The 18,590-nt window shown below is 63.4% G+C and carries 23 protein-coding genes and 1 tRNA gene; 12 read left to right on the top strand and 12 right to left on the bottom strand.

Features of this window, described 5'->3' with window-relative positions:
• Positions 1-82 precede the first annotated feature (82 nt).
• The 4 genes from ihfA (at position 83) to C8N43_RS00100 (ending at position 2,798) form a co-directional block, all read left to right on the top strand.
• The gene (ihfA, locus tag C8N43_RS00115; RefSeq protein ID WP_107843678.1) at positions 83-385 is read left to right on the top strand and encodes an integration host factor subunit alpha; all 303 of its coding nucleotides are present in this window, start codon (positions 83-85) and stop codon (positions 383-385) included.
• A 27-nt stretch (positions 386-412) separates the two neighbouring features.
• Positions 413-1,477, top strand: coding sequence for a MerR family transcriptional regulator (locus tag C8N43_RS00110; protein WP_107843677.1), 1,065 nt, complete (start codon positions 413-415; stop codon positions 1,475-1,477).
• 94 nt (positions 1,478-1,571) lie between these two features.
• Positions 1,572-1,648: transfer RNA gene (locus C8N43_RS00105), tRNA-Pro, on the top strand.
• Positions 1,649-1,703: 55 nt separating this feature from the next.
• On the top strand, positions 1,704-2,798 hold the full coding sequence (locus C8N43_RS00100; RefSeq protein ID WP_107843676.1) for a 2'-deoxycytidine 5'-triphosphate deaminase: 1,095 nt from the start codon (positions 1,704-1,706) through the stop codon (positions 2,796-2,798).
• 73 nt (positions 2,799-2,871) lie between these two features.
• Here the strand turns inward: C8N43_RS00100 and C8N43_RS00095 are convergent, their stop codons facing one another.
• The 7 genes from C8N43_RS00095 to C8N43_RS00065 form a co-directional block, all read right to left on the bottom strand.
• On the bottom strand, positions 2,872-3,072 hold the full coding sequence (locus C8N43_RS00095) for a hypothetical protein (RefSeq protein WP_107843675.1): 201 nt from the start codon (positions 3,070-3,072) through the stop codon (positions 2,872-2,874).
• Between the two features lie 29 nt (positions 3,073-3,101).
• A complete protein-coding gene (gene scpB / locus C8N43_RS00090) occupies positions 3,102-3,704 on the bottom strand; it encodes an SMC-Scp complex subunit ScpB (RefSeq protein ID WP_107846168.1) in 603 nt (200 codons plus the stop codon).
• A 42-nt stretch (positions 3,705-3,746) separates the two neighbouring features.
• Positions 3,747-4,541: a segregation and condensation protein A gene (locus C8N43_RS00085; protein ID WP_107843674.1), complete on the bottom strand. Its 795-nt coding sequence runs from the start codon at positions 4,539-4,541 to the stop codon at positions 3,747-3,749.
• The gene (locus tag C8N43_RS00080) at positions 4,542-5,537 is read right to left on the bottom strand and encodes a glycoside hydrolase family 3 N-terminal domain-containing protein (protein WP_107843673.1); all 996 of its coding nucleotides are present in this window, start codon (positions 5,535-5,537) and stop codon (positions 4,542-4,544) included.
• Between the two features lie 61 nt (positions 5,538-5,598).
• On the bottom strand, positions 5,599-6,564 hold the full coding sequence (locus tag C8N43_RS00075; RefSeq protein WP_245912856.1) for an SPOR domain-containing protein: 966 nt from the start codon (positions 6,562-6,564) through the stop codon (positions 5,599-5,601).
• Positions 6,565-6,651: 87 nt separating this feature from the next.
• Positions 6,652-8,394, bottom strand: coding sequence for an arginine--tRNA ligase (gene argS / locus C8N43_RS00070; RefSeq protein ID WP_107843672.1), 1,743 nt, complete (start codon positions 8,392-8,394; stop codon positions 6,652-6,654).
• A 154-nt stretch (positions 8,395-8,548) separates the two neighbouring features.
• Positions 8,549-9,721 carry a deoxyguanosinetriphosphate triphosphohydrolase gene (locus C8N43_RS00065; RefSeq protein ID WP_107843671.1) on the bottom strand — a complete coding sequence of 391 codons (1,173 nt, stop codon included), beginning with the start codon at positions 9,719-9,721 and terminating at the stop codon, positions 8,549-8,551.
• Positions 9,722-9,859: 138 nt separating this feature from the next.
• Between C8N43_RS00065 and C8N43_RS00060 the strand changes: the two genes are divergently transcribed.
• Together C8N43_RS00060 and C8N43_RS00055 are read left to right on the top strand one after the other, a co-directional pair.
• On the top strand, positions 9,860-10,267 hold the full coding sequence (locus C8N43_RS00060) for a SpoIIAA family protein (RefSeq protein ID WP_107843670.1): 408 nt from the start codon (positions 9,860-9,862) through the stop codon (positions 10,265-10,267).
• A gap of 75 nt (positions 10,268-10,342) precedes the next feature.
• Positions 10,343-10,672, top strand: a complete 330-nt coding sequence (locus C8N43_RS00055) for a HesB/IscA family protein (protein WP_107843669.1) — start codon at positions 10,343-10,345, stop codon at positions 10,670-10,672.
• 67 nt (positions 10,673-10,739) lie between these two features.
• On the opposite strand, the gene C8N43_RS00050 is transcribed toward C8N43_RS00055, so the two are convergent.
• Positions 10,740-10,925, bottom strand: a complete 186-nt coding sequence (locus tag C8N43_RS00050; protein ID WP_107843668.1) for a hypothetical protein — start codon at positions 10,923-10,925, stop codon at positions 10,740-10,742.
• A gap of 177 nt (positions 10,926-11,102) precedes the next feature.
• Positions 11,103-11,303 carry a hypothetical protein gene (locus tag C8N43_RS00045; RefSeq protein WP_107843667.1) on the bottom strand — a complete coding sequence of 67 codons (201 nt, stop codon included), beginning with the start codon at positions 11,301-11,303 and terminating at the stop codon, positions 11,103-11,105.
• A gap of 208 nt (positions 11,304-11,511) precedes the next feature.
• Between C8N43_RS00045 and C8N43_RS00040 the strand changes: the two genes are divergently transcribed.
• Together C8N43_RS00040 and xth are read left to right on the top strand one after the other, a co-directional pair.
• The gene (locus C8N43_RS00040; protein ID WP_107843666.1) at positions 11,512-12,225 is read left to right on the top strand and encodes a hypothetical protein; all 714 of its coding nucleotides are present in this window, start codon (positions 11,512-11,514) and stop codon (positions 12,223-12,225) included.
• A 57-nt stretch (positions 12,226-12,282) separates the two neighbouring features.
• On the top strand, positions 12,283-13,065 hold the full coding sequence (gene xth, locus C8N43_RS00035) for an exodeoxyribonuclease III (protein WP_107843665.1): 783 nt from the start codon (positions 12,283-12,285) through the stop codon (positions 13,063-13,065).
• Here the strand turns inward: xth and C8N43_RS00030 are convergent.
• Both C8N43_RS00030 and dksA read right to left on the bottom strand, forming a co-directional pair.
• Complete coding sequence (locus tag C8N43_RS00030) at positions 13,062-13,652, bottom strand: LysE family translocator (protein ID WP_107843664.1); 591 nt, start codon at positions 13,650-13,652, stop codon at positions 13,062-13,064. The genes xth and C8N43_RS00030 overlap by 4 nt on opposite strands.
• An 83-nt stretch (positions 13,653-13,735) precedes the next feature.
• Positions 13,736-14,158, bottom strand: coding sequence for an RNA polymerase-binding protein DksA (dksA, locus tag C8N43_RS00025; protein ID WP_107843663.1), 423 nt, complete (start codon positions 14,156-14,158; stop codon positions 13,736-13,738).
• A gap of 201 nt (positions 14,159-14,359) precedes the next feature.
• On the opposite strand from dksA, the gene C8N43_RS00020 reads away from it, so the two are divergent.
• From C8N43_RS00020 to C8N43_RS00010, 4 genes are all read left to right on the top strand, one after another.
• Complete coding sequence (locus C8N43_RS00020) at positions 14,360-15,214, top strand: AAA family ATPase (RefSeq protein WP_107846166.1); 855 nt, start codon at positions 14,360-14,362, stop codon at positions 15,212-15,214.
• A gap of 265 nt (positions 15,215-15,479) precedes the next feature.
• Complete coding sequence (locus tag C8N43_RS00015; protein WP_107843662.1) at positions 15,480-16,844, top strand: DUF2927 domain-containing protein; 1,365 nt, start codon at positions 15,480-15,482, stop codon at positions 16,842-16,844.
• A 6-nt stretch (positions 16,845-16,850) separates the two neighbouring features.
• On the top strand, positions 16,851-17,021 hold the full coding sequence (locus tag C8N43_RS19690; protein ID WP_170114401.1) for a hypothetical protein: 171 nt from the start codon (positions 16,851-16,853) through the stop codon (positions 17,019-17,021).
• Complete coding sequence (locus tag C8N43_RS00010; protein ID WP_107843661.1) at positions 17,022-18,212, top strand: vWA domain-containing protein; 1,191 nt, start codon at positions 17,022-17,024, stop codon at positions 18,210-18,212.
• Between the two features lie 153 nt (positions 18,213-18,365).
• Here the strand turns inward: C8N43_RS00010 and C8N43_RS19510 are convergent.
• Positions 18,366-18,590: hypothetical protein (locus C8N43_RS19510; RefSeq protein WP_158269875.1), on the bottom strand; the 225-nt coding region annotated here is incomplete at its 5' end.

Below are 18,590 nucleotides of genomic sequence, written 5' to 3'. Positions count from 1 at the left end.
CCGCAATCCAAGCCCTTGATATTGACTCGGAATTTGCCGCGCGCCTATCGTCTCCCCTAACACATAAACCGGGGGGGACCGTATGACTGCCAAGACTTTGACCCGCATGGATCTAAGCGAAGCCGTGTTCCGCGAGGTGGGCCTGTCGCGCAACGAGAGCGCTGATCTGGTGGAGAGTGTCCTCAAACATATGTCCGACGCGCTTGTCTCCGGCCAACAGGTCAAGATTTCCTCCTTCGGCACGTTCTCCGTGCGCGAAAAATCCGCCCGTGTCGGCCGCAACCCGAAGACCGGCGAGGAGGTGCCCATTCACCCGCGCCGCGTTCTGACCTTCCGCCCATCGCACCTGATGAAGGACCGCGTGGCAACCGGCAACAAGTCCTGAGCCCACCTCTGAGGGAGGCCTGAGACCATGGCGACCAAAGCCCGCGACGCATTCCGCACCATCTCCGAGGTGGCCGATTGGCTCGACGTGCCCGCGCACGTCCTGCGCTTCTGGGAGAGCAAGTTCAGCCAGATCAAGCCGGTGAAACGCGCCGGCGGGCGGCGCTATTACCGCCCCGACGACATGCTGCTGATCGGCGGCATCAAGAAGCTGTTGCATGATGACGGCATGACCATTCGCGGCGTGCAGAAGATGCTCAAGGAGGAAGGCGTCAAGACCGTGGCGGGCCTGTCCCAGTCGCTCGACGGGGTCGACGACGCAGCTTCCCCACGCACCAAACGCCGCCGCGACGAGGTCGAGGCGGAGGCCGACGGCACCGAGATCGAGACCACCGCCGAGAGTGAAGTCGTCGAAGAAGCCGAAACCATCGCCGCATGGTCGGAAGACGCCGAAGCCGACAGCACCCCCGCCGAGCCAGAACGCGCCGCGATGCACATCGACCCCTCCGCCGCACAGATCAATGCAGGCGAAGAAGCCCCCACGGCGGAGGCGGCGTCCGAGACCGAAGATGAGGCCGAGGAGGGCTCAGACGATGGCTCCGACGAGCCGGAAACGGTCGAAGACAGCGCCGACAATGTCGTCGCGATGCCAGCGCGGACGGAACCAGAAGAGCCCGAGGAGGAGATATCCGCGTCGCAATCCACGCTCGATCTGGACGAGGCCCCTGCCCCCGATCCGAACGACGAAGAGACAGAGACAACAGATATTGAGATCGCAGCGGAGGCGCACACGCCAGAGCCTGAACCGGAACCCGAGCCCGAGCCGGAACCCGAAGCAGCCGCATTGGCCCCGCAACTCGATCCAAACCGCGAAAAGACCCTGCCCCCGACCGAGCTTCCCGCAGATGTGGCCCCATCGGAGCCTGCCTCCGCAGACCGCTCAGAGCAGGCAATCGCCGCGGCGCGGGCGCTGAAACGCCGCCTGCGCGCCAATGGCTCCGAAAAGCTCGCCGCTGATCCGACCCTGGCGGCACACGTTGCGCGCCTTGCCGCCCTGCGTGACCGGATCGCCGGGCAGGCGGCGGACAGCTGAGACCAAGGCGGCAAGCAGCTTTCCCCATGGCGCGTTTTTCTGAGCAAAGCCCTTGCCACCGCTTGGAATTTGGCTATGACATGTCGCTATTCGTCGGGCTATGGCGCAGCCTGGTAGCGCGTCCGTCTGGGGGACGGAAGGTCGCAGGTTCGAGTCCTGCTAGCCCGACCAATCATCAAACGCCCGTGCGCCGCCGCGCCGGGCGTTTCGTGGTTCTTGAGGGGGGATGATCGCAATGCAATTCAATCGCGGGGTGCTGGCCGACCACCAGATGCGGATCATGCTCGACGAGGGCGCGATCACCGCGGAAGAGCCTATCGCGGACGGCCAGATCCAACCCGCCTCCCTCGACTTGCGCCTCGGCACCCACGCCTACCGTGTCCGCGCGTCCTTCCTGGCGGGCCGCGATCACCCGGTCGAGCGGCGCCTCAACGACTTCACCATGCACCGGGTCGATCTGACCCAGGGCGCGGTGCTAGAGAAGGGCTGCGTCTATGTCGTGCCCCTGCTCGAACATCTCGCCCTGCCCGAAGACATGTCGGCGGCAGCGTCAGCCAAAAGCTCGATCGGCAGGCTCGATCTGCTGACCCGGGTGATCACCGATCACGGGGTCGAGTTCGACCGCGTGCCCGCAGGCTATGTCGGCCCGCTCTACGCCGAGATTTGCCCGCGGTCCTTTTCCGTCGTGGCGCGCACCGGGCAAATGCTTAACCAAATCATCTTCCGCGCCGGCAAAACCGTGATGGACGACGCCGAGCTGCGCGCTCTCCATGCCGCCTCTCCTATCGTTTCCGGCGAGGCGGTGATCTCCGACGGGCTGGGTTTCTCTGTCGATCTGTCTCCGGCCGAGGGCGATCTGGTCGGCTACCGCGCCAAGCCCCACACCGGCGTCATCGACCTCGACAAGATCGGCCACTACGACCCGTCCGAGTACTGGGAAGAGCTGCGCACAACCGACGCCCGCCTGATCCTCGACCCGGGCGCCTTCTATATCCTCGTCAGCCAGCAAAGCATTGTCATCCCGCCGCAATGCGCGGCAGAGATGGCCCCCTATCTCGCGATGGTCGGCGAATTCAGGGTGCATTACGCGGGCTTCTTCGACCCCGGTTTCGGCTATTCCGGGGCGGGTGGCACCGGCTCGCGCGGGGTACTGGAGGTGCGCTGCCACGAAGCCCCGTTTGTGCTGGAACACGGCCAAACCGTCGGCCGCCTCGTCTACGAGCACATGTCAGAGGTGCCGACCCAGCTCTACGGCATCGACATCAAGTCGAACTACCAGGGCCAGGGCCTGAAACTCTCCAAACACTTCAAGGCCCCGTGACCCGCTCTTTCTTTGTTCCGAAAATACGGCCCCCGGAGGGTCGATCCGCAAATATCCCGAAACACCGTGCGGCTCAAAACCGCCCGATCCGGCGGGCCATACGCACCGATTGCTTGGCGCGTTTCTTGTTCTTGCCCGCCATCTGACGCTGCTCGGGCGTCAGCTCGTCGCCCGCAGCACCGCGTTTGGCGGCCATGTCGACGCCCTTGTTGATCCCTGCCTTGATCAGCTTGCGCATCACAATCCGCATGAACATGTTGATAATTTGGTTCATCTGCCTGCTCCTTTGCTCTTCTATGTAGCTCAGTCTTCAAACAATTCGTTCTGGCCCTCTGGGCTTTCGTCTTCATCGTCGTCGTCGTGCAAGGCATCCGCACCCGGCGGCGGGCGGTTGTCCAGCAGACCTGCGGCCCGCAGCTCTTTCAGCCCCGGCAGATCGCGCGCGTTCTCTAGCCCGAAATGGTCAAGAAATCCTTGCGTGACCACGAAGGTCACCGGCCTGCCCGGCGTCATCCGGCGGCGGCCGAAGCGGATCCATTCCATCTCGATCAACTGATCAATCGTACCACGCGACACAGACACACCGCGAATTTCTTCGATCTCCGCGCGCGTCACCGGCTGGTGGTAGGCCACGATGGCCAGCGTTTCGATCGCCGCGCGCGACAGTTTGCGTGTCTCGACGGTCTCTTTCTGCATCAAGAAGCCAAGATCGCCCGCCGTGCGCATCGCCCATGCGTCACCCACGCGCACCAGATGCACGCCGCGCCCCTCGTAGCGCTTCTTCAGATGCACCAGCGCCTCCGCGGGGTCAGAGCCATGGGGCATCCGCGCCTCCAACTCCTTGACCGATACGGGCTCGACGGAGGCAAACAGCACCGCCTCGACCATCCGTTCCTGCTCGCCCATGGGCGGGGCCTCAAATAGCGTTTCTTCTTGCTCTTCAGGCACTTAATTGTCCTTCTTTCGTATCTGGATCGGGGCGAATACTTCGCCCTGACGCAGCTCGATCTGGCCTTGCTTGGCCAGCTCCAGCGACGCCGCAAAGGTCGCCGCCGTGGCCGAGCGGCGCTTGACCGGGTCGGTCTCCCATCCCTCGGGCAGCCAGGTCGTGAGGTCCGACCAATCGCCCGCAAAGCCGATCAAGCCGCGCATCCGCTCCAGAGCTTGCTCCATCGTGAAGACCTTTTCGCGGTCCATCACGAAGGGGCGGAATTCGTCCTTCGTCTTGATACGCGCATAGGCCTGCATCAGGTCCAGAAGCGTCGCCGTGTAGGTGACCCGCCGCACCCGCTCGACGCTTTCCGGCACGCCGCGCACAAAGAAATCTCGCCCCAGCTGATCTCGCGCCATCAGTTTGGCCGAGGCTTCCCGCATCGCGCTCAGCCGTTCCAGCTGGAACGCCAGATGAGCCGCTAGTTCCTCGCCCGATGGTCCGTCTTCGGTCGGGTCCGGCGGCAGCAGCAGGCGTGATTTCAGGAAGGCGAGCCAAGCCGCCATCACCAGATAATCCGCGGCAAGCTCCAGCCTTAGTGCCTTAGCTTGCTCAATAAATACAAGATACTGCTCGGCCAGCTGTAGGATCGAGACCTTGCGCAGGTCAACTTTTTGCGTCCGCGAGAGCGTCAGCAATAGGTCCAGCGGGCCCTCAAACCCGTCCACATCCACGATCAACGCCTCGGCGGCCAGCCGGGCCTCGACCGTGCCCGCCTCCCACTCGTCCGCTGTCTGATCCTGATCGACCATTTAAGCCCCCGCAATGAGCGTCCGAAGCTCGTCCTCAGCGGCCAAAATGTCAATATCCATTGGGGTTTTGCGCTGGTCCAACGCCCGACCGGCGCGGATTTGCGCAACCTCGCTCATTGGCCCGGAGACGTCCGCGACCGTACGCATTTCCTCAAGATCGCCATTGCAGTGCAAAACCACATCGCAGCCCGCATCGAGTGGCGCGCGCGCGCGCTCCGCAATCGTGCCCGACAGCGCCTCCATCGAGATGTCATCGGTCATGATCAGGTTGTGGAACCCGATCTCCTCGCGGATCATCTTCATCGCCTTGGGCGAGGTCGTCGCGGGCAAATCATCAATGCACGGAAAGACAATATGCGCCGTCATGCCCATCGCCATATGGGTCAGCCGCTTGAACGGCGCAAAATCCAGCGCCTCCAGCTCCGCCCGCGGCACATCCACGGTCGGCAGGTCCTTGTGACCATCCACGACCGCGCGCCCGTAACCCGGTATATGCTTGAGCACCGGCAGCACGCCACCCTCTAAGAACCCCTGCTCGCAGGCCAGACACATCTTCACCACCGTCTCGACATCGGACCCGTAGCAGCGATTGCGCAGCACCGGGTGGCTTTCGGGCCAGATCACATCCGCAAGCGGCGCGCAGTTGGCATCAATCCCCACCTCGAACAGCTCCGCCGCGATCAGCCGGTTCCGCAGATACATCGCGCGGGCGGCGTGCGCGCCCGTGGCCTCGACCTGATCCAACGCAGGCAAATACTCTCGCCATTCCGGCGCGCGCATCCGCTGGACCCGCCCGCCTTCCTGATCGATCAGGATCGGAGCGTTCCACCCGACCGCGGCCCGAAGCTCCGCCGTCAACGCCGATAATTGCGCCCGATCCACGATATTTCGGGCAAAAAGAATGAATCCCCAAGGCTGTGCGCTTGCAAAAAACGAACGTTCCGGCGCCGAGAGGCTCAACCCCTCACATCCGAAAATATAGGCGCCAGATGCCATTAGAGGGCCTCCTTAAATCTTTCGACGAAGCGGCCCTTGCACAAAGCGAACAAAAGCGGCCCTAACGGGCCAACACCGGGATACAGGCGGCGTTGGCCGCGACCAAGACGGCGCAGAACCGGCGGGAGGCGCTTAGATCCTCAAATCCGACCGCGCGCAGACGGTAGAATGTGCGCCCACCCGACGTCGCTTCCTGGATCACGCGCTGCTTGCCTTCGATGTAATCTTCGAACCGAGCTGCGATCTTGTCCCACTCCGCACGCGCGGTTTCCTGGTCGTCAAACGCGCCCAGCTGCACCAACCGGGTGCCCGATGCGATGCTTGACGCGTCCAGCTCTTCTGGCGTCCCGCCCCCGCCCAACGCGGCGGTCGCAGCCGCGACGGCGGCCTCGGCCTGCAGCGACGCCAGATCGACCTCCGGTTTTCGCTGCGGCACCGGCGAGCGGCGCACGCCCGGCACGGACGGGTCAAGGATCGGGCGCGCCAGATCGGGGCGCGGCTCTTCGTCCAAGGCATCCAGCGGCGCTTGGCCCGCGGCCAGTTGCTCGGCCAGGGCCAGCGCCTCGGCGACCGGGTCTTCGGGTTCGATATCGTCGGTCAGGGACACCATCGTGCCCACCGCTTCTTCCACGACGCCGGTGGCGTCCACCTCGACTTCGACGTCACCCGGGGCAATTGCATCCTCCTGGGTCAGGTCGATCGGCTCCGGGGCAAGGATCACCTGGGGGCTTGGCCCGGCGGCCGTGCCTGCCGATTGCACGGAATTCACGGCCAGCCCGGTATGCTGCGCCAATTGCCCGCCCGGGTCCGCGGGCTGAACGCGCGCGGGGCCTTCCAGCGCCCGGATCACCGGCACGCCGCTCACATCGCGCACTGTCAGCTGGTAGCCCCAGACGGCCAGTCCCAGCACAAGCACCACGGAGCTGCCTGCGCCTACAAAGCTCATCATACGCGACACGTGGCCCTGCATCCCTTGATGCTCGGGCGCGCGGGGCGCGTCATATGCGCCGAATTCCAGATCTGCCATTCTCGCCTCTCCGCCCCCGAATTGGCTTCGGGTGGTCTGTCTTTAAGCCTGCTCGTGGCTCCTCGACCGGGCGCGGATCATTGGACGTCAGCGCATCTCTTCGGCAGGAGCCACACCCAGAATACCAAGACCTGCGGAAATAACAATCGCCGTGGCACGTGCGAGGGCAATTTTCGGCGCGCTCGCCTCCGCCGTGTCCTGCATGAAGCGCAGCTCCGGCAGCTCGTTGCCGCGGTTCCACAGCGCATGCAGCTCGCCCGCCAGCTCATAAAGGTAGAAGGCAATGCGGTGCGGCTCGTTCGTCCGCGCGGCGATTTCGACCAGTCGCGGCCATTCGGCGAGCTTCGCCGCCAGCTTCAATTCCGCCTCATGGGTGTTGCCGCTGACATCGACCTGCGCCAGGGCCGCGTCCGACATATCCCAGCCCTCAGCCTGGGCCTTGCGCAGCACGGAGCACACCCGCGCATGGGCGTACTGCACGTAGAAGACCGGGTTGTCCTTCGATTGCTCCAGCACCTTTGTGAAGTCGAAATCCAACGGCGCATCCTGCTTGCGGGTCAGCATCACGAAACGGGTCACGTCGGAGCCCACCAGGTCCACCACATCGCGCAAGGTCACGAAGGTGCCCGCGCGCTTCGACATCTTGAACGGCGCGCAATCCTTGAACAGCCGCACCAGCTGGGTGAGCTTGATATCGACCGGCACACGGCCGTCCGACAGCGCCGAGACCGCCGCCTTCATGCGCTTCACATAGCCGCCATGATCGGCGCCAAACACATCAATAAGCTCGTCGAACCCTCTGGAAATCTTGTCATAATGGTATGCGATGTCGGGCGCGAAATAGGTCCATGCCCCATCCGATTTCTGGATCGGGCGGTCGACATCATCGCCATGGGCGGTAGAGCGGAACAGCATCTGTTCACGCGGCTCCCAATCCTCGGGCACCTTGCCCTTCGGCGGCTCCAGCGTGCCGCGGTAGATCAGGTCCTTGCCCTTGAGATCGGCAATTGCCGCCTCGATCTGCCCCGTGCCATAGAGCGACTTTTCCGAGTAGAACACATCCATCTCGACACCCAGCGCGGCAAGGTCCGCACGGATCAAATCCATCATCGCGTCGGTGGAGAAATCGCGCACCTCTTCCAGCCAGACCTGCTCACCCGTGTCGACATAGGCGTCACCGACCTTGTCTTTCAGCGCCTCACCCACCGCGACCAGATAGTCGCCCGGATAGGTGCCGTCCTCAAAAGCCACCTCCTGGCCATGGGCTTCGAGGTAGCGCAGGTAGACAGAGCGTGCGAGCACATCGACCTGCGCGCCGCCATCGTTGATGTAATACTCTCGCGTGACATCGTAGCCCGCGTAATCGAGAAGCGAGGCCAACGCATCGCCAAACACCGCCCCGCGGGTGTGGCCCACATGCAAGGGTCCGGTGGGATTGGCCGAGACATATTCGACATTCACCTTCCGGCCCGCGCCCATGTCCGAGCGCCCGAAGCCGGATCCCTGCTCCAGCGCGGCTTGCACGACGCCCGCCCAAACGCCTGTCTCCAGACGCAGGTTCAAAAACCCCGGCCCGGCCACGTCCGCCAGGGCCACCCGCGCATCATCCATCAGCTTGCTAGCCAAGGCGTCGGCAATGTCGCGCGGCTTCAGCTTCGCAGGCTTGGCCAGCACCATCGCCGCATTCGTTGCCATATCCCCATGGGCGGCATCACGCGGCGGCTCGACGGCCACATTGGCAAAATCCAGGCCCTCCGGCAGCGCGCCGTCGGCGACCATCTGGTCCAGCGCGGAAATCACCACCGCGCGCATGTCAGCAAACAGGTTCATCATCCTACCTCATAGCATGTGGCGGGGGTTTACCATGCCGGGCCCGGGCGTCCAGCGATGATCCCGCGTTCTGCTTTCTTTGTTCCGGAAGTACGGCGGGGGTTTGGGGGCTGGCCCCCAATAAAAAATGACGCGTGCGCAGCACACATCTGGATCACTTGCGGCCTGTCACATAGCTGTCCGCGGCGACCCCACCGATCAGCCGCTCGTGCTCTTGCAGAGCGAAGCGGTCAGTCATGCCCGCGATGTAATCCGCCACGATCCGCGCCAGCGCGGTCTCTCCGTCGGCGTCTTCGACATCCTTGCGCCATTGCTTGGGCAGCAGGTCCGTGCGCTCCATGAACAGCGGGAACAACTCGTCAACCACTTGGGTCACCTGCACGCGCATCTCGACCACGGCGGGCGCGCGGTACATGCGGGTAAACAGGAACGCCCGGATGTCTTTCAGCTGCGCCCAGACCTCGGGCGAGAACTGCACCATCGGCCGCCCCGCCCCGCGAATGTCGGCTACAGAGGCCGGCGCCAGATCATTCAAGCGCGCACGCGCCACAGCGATCACATCCTCGACCAGCAGGCCGAAGAACCGCCGCAAGGCCTCATGGCGGCGGCGATAGTAATTCAGCCCCGGATACAGCGCGTCGACCCGCGCAAAGCACGGGCCCACCAGCGGCAGCTCCGCCAGCTCATCGGTCGAAAACAGCTCCGCGCGCAGCCCGTCATGCAGATCGTGGTTATTATAGGCGATGTCATCGGCCAGCGCCGCCACCTGCGCCTCGGCGCTTGCGTACGTACCCAGCTCCAGATCATGCCGCGCGGAATATTCCTCCAGCGCGTAGGGCAAATCACCGGTCACAGGGCCATTGTGCTTGGCGATCCCCTCGAGGCTCTCCCAGGTCAGGTTGAGCCCGTCCCATTCGGCATAATGGCGCTCCAGCGAGGTGACGATCTTCAGCGCCTGCGCGTTGTGGTCAAACCCGCCGTAAGGTGCCATCAGCGCGTCCAGCGCCTCCTCCCCCGTATGTCCAAACGGCGTGTGGCCCAGATCATGGGCCAGCGCCACCGCCTCTGTCAGCTCCGCATTAAGCCCCAAGACCCCCGCAATCGTGCGCGCGACTTGCGCCACCTCGATCGAATGGGTCAGCCGGGTGCGGAAATAATCGCCCTCATGCTCGATGAACACTTGCGTCTTGTGCTTGAGCCGCCGGAAGGCGCTGGCGTGGATGATGCGGTCCCGGTCGCGTTGGAAGCAGGACCGGAAGGTACTCTCTTCTTCGCTGTAAAGCCGCCCGCGACTGTCTTCGGGCTGGCAGGCATATGCGGCGAGCATGGCGCGTCTCCTTTGCGGGCGGTCCTGCGCCTCCTACACGATCCCTTTGGCGCAGGCGAGGGCCGCATCAGCCCCCGTGCGCTCGTGCGGCGGACTGTGGTATACTCGTCCGTGACCTTATCTGAAAGGACTGCCCCCATGTTCACCGTCGAAAAAGCCGGCGCCGCCCTCATCCATGTCGAGATCGGCGGGCGCATCACCGCAGAAGAGATGTCACAGGGCCTCGATACCCTGCTGCCGATGATCGCAGGTATGCAGGATGCCGCGATGCGGATGGTCTACCACGATGTCGGCCTGCCGGAACTTGGGGCCGTGATGGAAGAGATGAAGCGCCTGCCGCAGCTCTTCGGCGCGTTGGGTCACGTCAAGCGGGTGGCGGTCCTGTCGGACGCCAAATGGATCCGCGATATGGCAGAGCTGGAGGGCATGGTCTTGCCCGGCACCACGATCCGCGGCTTCCCCACCGGCGAGACCGCATCCGCCGAACAGTTCCTGTCGGGCGAGCCCCTCGACGATCCGATGGATGACGAGAATTTTCCGGTCTAGCCCGGCCCGGCGCTTGAGATCGGGGCATTGCCCCCTTACCTTTACGCTAGACCAACGCCACAGGACACCGCCGCCATGGACCTCACTCTGCCCCCCAAAGTCACCGACCGCGCCTTCGCGCGATTGGCCGAGATTGGCGCGTCGTCGGACGGTCAGGCCCTTCGGGTGGCTGTGGATGGCGGCGGATGCTCGGGCTTTCAATACGACATCAAGCTCGACACGCCGGCCGAGGATGATCTGGTGCTCTCCAAGGATGGCGAGACTGTGGTTGTCGACAGCGTGTCGCTGCCGTTTTTGTCCAATGCGGTGATCGACTTCACCGAAGAGCTGATCGGCGCGCGGTTCACGATCGAGAACCCCAACGCCACCTCGTCCTGCGGCTGCGGCACGTCCTTTTCCATGTGATAGAACGGTAAAAGGGCGCAGGCCCGTGGCGGCCGCGCCCGTCTTGCGATCTCTTCTCCGACGGGGCCTAAAGCTCCTTGCGGTACTCCTCGAGTGCCGCGTCCCAGGCCGGAGAGTTCTCCAGAACCTCGGGCTCAAATGGGATGAAATACAGGCCCTGAATGGCCCCGCGGGATGCTTGAACATCCTCTGCCTCGGGTACACCGCAGGCCGACAGCGCCAACGTGGCGCCCAACAGCCATACTACTCTCATTGTTCTGCCTCACGCAGTGTTTTGTTTTTTATCGTTATTTGTTTCGATACTAGAAACAGAACACGCAAAAGGGGCGCAAATATGGCATTGCGCCCTCTGGTCGAGGGAGATTGTGTGTTTTGAGTCACAGGGCCCGATCAGGCGCGCCCCATAGCAAGATTTGTGTGAACCCGCCGCTTAACGCAGGTTCGAGCGCAGCAGCGAGCGGTTCAGCGAAGCTTTCGTCACCGTCAGCGACGGCTCCTGCACCTTCGTGATGGTCACGATCCGGGTGCCATCGGCGCGGGTGACGGTTTCGATATAGGTCACCGTCTTGGCCTGTGCTGCAGCGCCCAGGGCGCAGCTGGCGATTACGGCGAGTGTCATAAGCTTTTTCATCGGGTCTGCCTCTCAGGCTTGGCGTTTGAGCTGTGTTTGGCCACCAACCGGGGCGCGAATAGGGCGCAACATGGGTGATTTCGCGCCCATCGCCGTCAATTCTGCCTAAATCGGCAATCCTCGCCGCTGCTGAGTGTTTGTGCTTTCCCCGCCCTCCGCGCGCCCTATCTCCTTCGGTTCAACAGGCAAATTAGCCACGAGGTGCGCGATGCAGACGCTTTTGATCCTGGGCAGTGGTCCCAACGCGCTCGAGGCGCGCGAATGGGCGCGCGAGCCGTTCGATCACGTGCTGGCCATCAATAACGCGTGGCGCGTGCGCCCCGATTGGGATGAGCTGATCCACCCCTGCGACTTTCCCGTGGACCGCAGGCCGACCTTTGGCCGCACCACGACCTATCGTGACTATGTGCCCGCCCAGAATACCTATGGCGGGTTTGTCTATGCCGGGGGCACGATGGCCTTCACCGCCGCCTATTGGGCGCTGTCCCACCACCGGCCCCGCACCATCGCAGTGATGGGCTGCGACATGGTCTATCCGCGCACTCAAAACACGCATTTCTACGGCACAGGCACCGCCGACCCGCTGCGCGACGATGTCACGCTGCAATCGCTCGAAGCCAAGTCGGCGCGCCTCATGATCCACGCCGCCCGCCAGGGCTGCGCCATGGTCAACCTGTCCTCCGGGGAAAGCAGGCTCGTCTTTCCGCGCGCGACGCCGGAGACCGCCGCCGATGTCGCCCTGCCCCGCTGGGACCGCGAGCTGGAAGCGCAGGCCCGCCAGACCGAACAGCGGCTCGGCTATTACGTGCCCTCCGGCGAGTATTGGAAGGAAGAGCACCGTTTCAATGCCGCCAAGCTGCGCGCGCTCGATGCGCTTTGGCTACGGGCCGTGGGTGGCGAGCCGCAGGCTCTGGTCGCCTGACCCCTTGCCCCCGGCCCCGCCCTGCGGGATACCTTGGCCAAACAGGGGACCGCGCTCATGAAAATCGCCACGTTCAACATCAACGGCATCAAGGCGCGCATGAACGCGCTCACCGACTGGTTGGGCGAAGCACAGCCCGATGTCGCGCTGTTGCAAGAGATCAAGTCCGTGGACGAGGCCTTCCCGCGCGAACATTTCGAAGACCTCGGCTACAACGTCGAAACCCACGGCCAGAAAAGCTTCAACGGGGTCGCGATCCTCTCCAAGCTGCCGCTCGAGGACGTCACCCGGGGCCTACCCGGCGATGACGAAGACGAACAGGCCCGCTGGATCGAGGCGACCGTGACTGGCGACACCCATTCCGTGCGGCTCTGCGGGCTGTACCTGCCCAACGGCAACCCGACGCCGGGGCCGAAATACGACTACAAGCTCGCCTGGATGGACCGGATGTTCGCCCGCGCACAAGAGCTGCTGGCCTCTGAGATGCCCGCGATGATGGCGGGGGACTACAACATCATCCCACAAGCCGTGGACGCGAAGCGACCCGACGCGTGGCGCGACGACGCGCTCTTCAAGTTAGAGAGCCGCACTGCCTATCGCCGCATTCTGAACCTCGGCTTCACCGAAGCCTTCCGCACCCGCAACCCCGCGCCCGAGCAATTCAGCTTCTGGGATTATCAGGCGGGCGCGTGGAACCGCAATGACGGCATCCGCATAGACCATCTGCTGCTGACGCCGCAGGCCGCCGATCTGTTGACCGAGTGCAAGATCGACGCCGAGATTCGCGGCCGCGAGAAGCCGTCCGATCACGTGCCGGTCTGGGTCGACCTCGCCGCCTAAAGCGCGCTCAGACCCGCGAGCGCGACGACACCGAGCATCGCCGCCGCCATGCCGACGTTGATGATCCGCTGGGTGCGGGGCGCCAGCTCCATGCGTTTGACCGACGCGCCGGCCCACAGCCACAGGAAGTGGATCGAGATCCAGATGACGTTGATGATGACAAATTTCACCACGACCTCGGCCAGATAGGCGTCCTCGAACAGCGCGAAGCCTGCAAAAAGCGTGGTATTGACGACATAGGCCTTCGGGTTGACCGCCTGCAGCAGCAGCCCGTCCCGGATGCCCGGCTGTCGCGCCGCGGGCGAGAAGGCGATGTTTGAGCCCGCCAGCGCGATCCGGGCCGCGAGATACAGCAGATATCCCGTCGACAGCGCCAGCAGGATGAGCCGGATCACCGGGCTGGCCAGCACGACCGCCGCAAGGCCAGAGACGACCGCGAGCGCCACCATGTTCGTGCCCAGAAACAGCCCCGTCATATAGCGCAAGCCGGAGCGGAAGCCGAAGGCGGCACCGACGCCAGCAAGCGACAGCACCCCGGGGCCGGGCGTGATCAGCAGCAAGAAGATGGCGGCGGCGAAATTCAGCATCGCGGGTGGTGGCCTCTCAAACGCAAACCGCCAGCGCATCGGGGCGCTGGCGGTTGTCTTTTCTGTTCTGTCCTGCGCGGGCCTTAGTCGTCCCGGTGGACCTTTTCGCGCCGCTCGTGGCGCTCTTGCGCCTCAAGGCTCAGGGTCGCGATCGGGCGGGCGTCGAGGCGCTTGAGTGAGATCGGCTCGCCGGTCTCGTCGCAATAGCCGTACTCGCCCTCTTCGATGCGGCGCAGGGCGCTGTCGATCTTGGCGATCAGCTTGCGCTCGCGGTCCCGCGTGCGCAGCTCCAGCGCGCGGTCGGTCTCTTCGGAGGCCCGGTCGGCGATGTCGGGGATGTTGCGCGTCCCGTCGCGCATCCCTTCGATCGTTTGGGCGGTCTCATCCATGATGGACGCTTTCCAATCCAGCAACTTGCGGCGGAAATATTCGGTCTGCCGCTCATTCATGAACGGCTCGTCCTCGGCAGGACGGTAATCTTCTGGCAGAAATACTTCGGCTTTCATCCCAGCTCCCTCGACTTTTGCGGATGCGTTCGACAAGACGACTCGCTCCCCTGTGCACACGTGTCTATCTGCGGCTCTCCTAGCGGAAGGCGGGGCACTTGTCACGCGGATAAGGGAAGTTAAAAGGGGGTGAAGACCAAGAAATATCGATTAATGAACTCCGGGTCACAGAGGCTTGATTTGAATATGAATTCCGAAACTATGTCTCAAGACACACTTCGCTTTACCGGCACCGACAGCTATGTCGCCACCGAGGACCTGACGATTGCGGTCAATGCGGCGGTGACGTTGGAGCGTCCCTTGCTGGTCAAGGGCGAGCCCGGCACCGGCAAAACCGAGCTTGCGCGTCAGGTCTCCAATGCGCTCGGCCTCGAGATGATCGAGTGGCATATCAAGTCGACCACCAAGGCCCAGCAGGGCCTTTATGAGTACGACGCCGTCTCCCGCCTGCGCGACAGCCAGCTTGGCGAGGAGAAAGTCCACGACGTCGCCAACTACATCAAGCGCGGCAAACTCTGGCAAGCCTTTGAGCGCGAAGAGAAATGCGTGCTTTTGATCGACGAGATCGACAAGGCCGACATCGAGTTCCCCAACGACCTGCTGCAAGAACTCGACCGCATGGAGTTCCACGTCTACGAAACCGGCGAGACCGTGCGCGCGCGCCAGCGCCCGATCGTGATCATCACCTCCAACAACGAGAAAGAGTTGCCCGACGCCTTCCTGCGCCGCTGCTTCTTTCACTACATCCGCTTCCCCGACATGGAAACGATGCGCGCCATCGTCGAGGTGCATCACCCGGGGCTGAAATCCGACCTGCTGACAACCGCGCTGACCCAGTTCTACGAGTTGCGCGACACGGCGGGTTTGAAGAAGAAGCCCTCCACCTCCGAGGTGCTCGATTGGTTAAAATTGCTGCTGGCCGAGGACCTCACGGCGGCGGATCTCAAACAAAACGGCACAAACGCGTTACCTAAGTTACACGGGGCTTTGTTGAAGAATGAGCAGGACGTACATCTGTTCGAGCGGTTGGCGTTCATGGCGCGAGGCCAGCGCTAAGTGATGCCGATTTGGCGACAATGGCCTGCAAAATGCCCAATTCGCCACGTACTCGCGCCCCAATCGAGAGGTTAACACTGCGTTAATCGAGCAAGAAGGCGGGACGACACCGTGACACTGACACTCTTTGCGTGCCCCGGCGTGGGCGCTCCGGCCCCGGCATGCGTCCGATGCGGCCCAGTGGACAATGTGACCACGCAGCCACTCTTTAACCTCGTTTGCGAAAACGAGTTCTTAACGAAAAATAAACGGGTATAAAGCTGTGATGCATCGCCTAGCTGTCCCGATTCTGTGCCTGATGGCCGCTTGTGTGCCGACCTCCGACAGCGAGGTCGCCAACCGCAATGCTCCCGTCGCCATAGACCTCCCGCCCATGAAAACCTTTTCCAACCAGCGCGCGGGCGGGGTCAATCGCCCCAATTCGCAGATCGCGCAGGATTTTCTGGACCTGACGTTCCAGATGGAAAGCGGCCGCCCGCTGCCATGGCTCACCAAGTTCGAAGGTCCGATCAAGGTCGGCGTGCGCGGCAAGACCCCCGCCGGGCTGGAGGGCGATCTCGCCCGCCTGCTCGCCCGCTTCCGCTCCGAGGCGCGGATCGACATTACCCGCGCCCGCTCCGGCGAGGACGCTCAGATCATGGTCGAGGCGATCCCGCGCAAGACCCTGCAGCGCGCCGTGCCGCAGGCCGCGTGTTTCGTGGTTCCCAATGTCGCCAGCTGGGCCGAGTTCAAGAAGAACCGCGGCAATGGCAAAACCGATTGGACCCGCCTGTCCAACCGCACCAAAGCCACCGTGATCATCCCCAATGACGTCAGCCCCCAAGAGGTGCGCGACTGCCTGCACGAGGAAATCGCCCAGGCGCTCGGCCCGCTGAACGATCTTTATCGGCTGCCGGATTCGATCTTCAACGACGACAATTTCCACACGGTCCTGACCGGCTTCGACATGCTGATCCTGCGCGCCTACTATGCGCCAGAGCTGAAGAACGGCATGACCCGCGGCCAGGCGGCCCGCGCCCTGCCCGCTTTGCTCAACCGCCTGAACCCGCGCGGCAATCGCGCCACGAACGCAGGCGCCAACCGCACGCCCAAGCAATGGAACGACGCGATCACCCGGGCGCTCGCGCTTGGCACGGCACAGTCCCAGCGGGCCTCCCACGCCGCCAAGGCGGTCAAGATCGCCAAGTCCCAAGGCTGGACCGACAACCGGCTCGCCTTTTCGCTCTTCGTGCAAGGCCGCGTGTCTTTGGCCTCTAAGCCCGAAACGGCGATTTCCGCCTTCGTGCAGTCCGGCAACATCTACAAACAGCTCTACGGCGCGTCGGTGCATTCCGCCCATGTGAACACGCAGATGGCGGCCTTCGCGCTGTCCTCGGGGCAGTCCGACCTGGCCGTGCGTCTGACCGATGAAAGCATCCCCGCCGCGCGCAACTCGTCCAACGCCGCCCTTTTGGCGACGCTTCTGATGATCAAGGCCGAAGCGCTCGAGGCCGCAGGCCGCAAGGACGAGGCCCGCCGCGTCAGGCTCGACTCTTTGGGATGGGGCCGCTATGGCTTCGGCTCGGAACGCAATGTGCGGATGCGGCTCAACGAGATCAAAGGTTTGGCCCCCCGCCGAGTACGGAGCTAGGCATAAATGGCCCCAGTCATCGGGTTGGTTTTCGGCGCGGGCCTCGGGGCCCTTTTGGCGAAACGCAAGGGCGGCAATCGGCTTGATATGGCGCAATATGCGGGCGCATTCGCCATCCTCTTCGGCCTGATCGGTCTGTTCATTGCGATCTTCATGGCCCGCAACGCGGTCAGCTAGGTGTTTCTGCCCTTCTTCGACAACCTGCGCGCGGCCAAGGTGCCCGTCAGTTTGCGCGAATACCTGTCTTTCCTTGAAGGTATGAAGGCGGGGCTCGCCACCTACGACATCGACGGCTTCTACTACCTCGCCCGCACGATCATGGTGAAGGACGAGCGCCATCTCGACCGGTTCGACCGCGCCTTCGCCCACACTTTCGAGGGGCTCGAGCAGATCAATGTCGATGATGTACTTCAGGCCATGGACCTGCCTGAAGATTGGCTGCGCAAGATGGCTGAAAAGCACCTCAGCGAAGAGGAACGCGCCGAGATCGAGGCGCTCGGCGGTTTCGACAAGCTCATGGAGACGTTGAAGAAACGTCTCGAAGAACAGAAAGGCCGCCACCAGGGCGGCAACAAATGGATCGGCACCGCAGGCACGTCGCCCTTTGGGGCCTATGGCTACAACCCGGAAGGCATCCGGATCGGCCAGTCGGAAAGCCGCCACCAGCGCGCGGTAAAGGTCTGGGACAAAAGAGAATTCCGAAACCTCGACGACACGATCGAGCTCGGCACCCGCAACATCAAAGTGGCCCTCAGACGCCTGCGCCGCTGGGCCCGCGATGGCGCCGCAGAAGAGCTGGACCTCGATGGCACAATTCGCGCCACGGCCGAGCACGGCTATCTCGACGTCAAGACGCGGCCAGAGCGGCGCAACGCCGTCAAGGTTCTGCTGTTTCTCGATGTGGGAGGCTCGATGGACCCCCATATCCGCGTCGTCGAAGAGCTGTTCAGCGCGGCGCGCGCCGAGTTCAAGCATCTCGAGCATTACTACTTCCACAACTGCCTCTACGAGGGCGTCTGGAAGGACAATTCCCGCCGCTGGAACGAGCAGACCCCTACCCACGAGGTGCTGCGCACCTACGGCTCCGACTACAAATGTATCTTTGTGGGCGATGCTTCCATGAGCCCCTACGAGATCGCCTATCCCGGCGGCGCGAACGAGCATATGAACCCCGAGGCAGGCCAGGTCTGGCTCGAACGCGCCCGCGACCAGTGGCCCGCACATCTCTGGATCAACCCGCTCGAGCAGCGCTATTGGCGCTACACGCAAAGCATCACGATGATCCAGGATATCTTCGGCGCGGACCGCATGGTGCCGATGACCTTGCAAGGGATCGAGCAAGGCATGCGTCTGCTGACCAGAGGCTAGGCAGACTTTCCCCGGAAAGTCTGCGCCAAATCCTTGAGAAGGATTTGCGCGCAATCTTTTCGTAAAAGATTGCCGGCCCTACACGCGATAAAGCCCCCGCCTTTTCAGGCGAGGACTTCTTTTGGGTCCAGGGAGAAGACCGCGGGGGGGAAGTTACTTCACGATCCGCTCGGCGGCGCTGTCGTTGCTCAGCGCGAAGAAGCGCAGCACGTCGGAGGAGGCTTTCGTCGCCACGTCGGCGGTCTTGTTGACCGACCGCTCGGCGGCGCTCTCATTGGCCAATGCGCCGTTCAGCTGGGCGGCGAAGATGTTGCCGGTGGAGGTGTCGCGGATGACGCGCTCGGCGGCGCTGTCATTGCCAAGGGCGAAATGGGCGGC

Source organism: Litoreibacter ponti, assembly GCF_003054285.1.
Classification (GTDB): Bacteria; Pseudomonadota; Alphaproteobacteria; order Rhodobacterales; family Rhodobacteraceae; genus Litoreibacter; species Litoreibacter ponti.
Note: the sequence above shows the minus strand (reverse complement) of the source record. Positions and strands in the feature narration are given on the sequence as shown.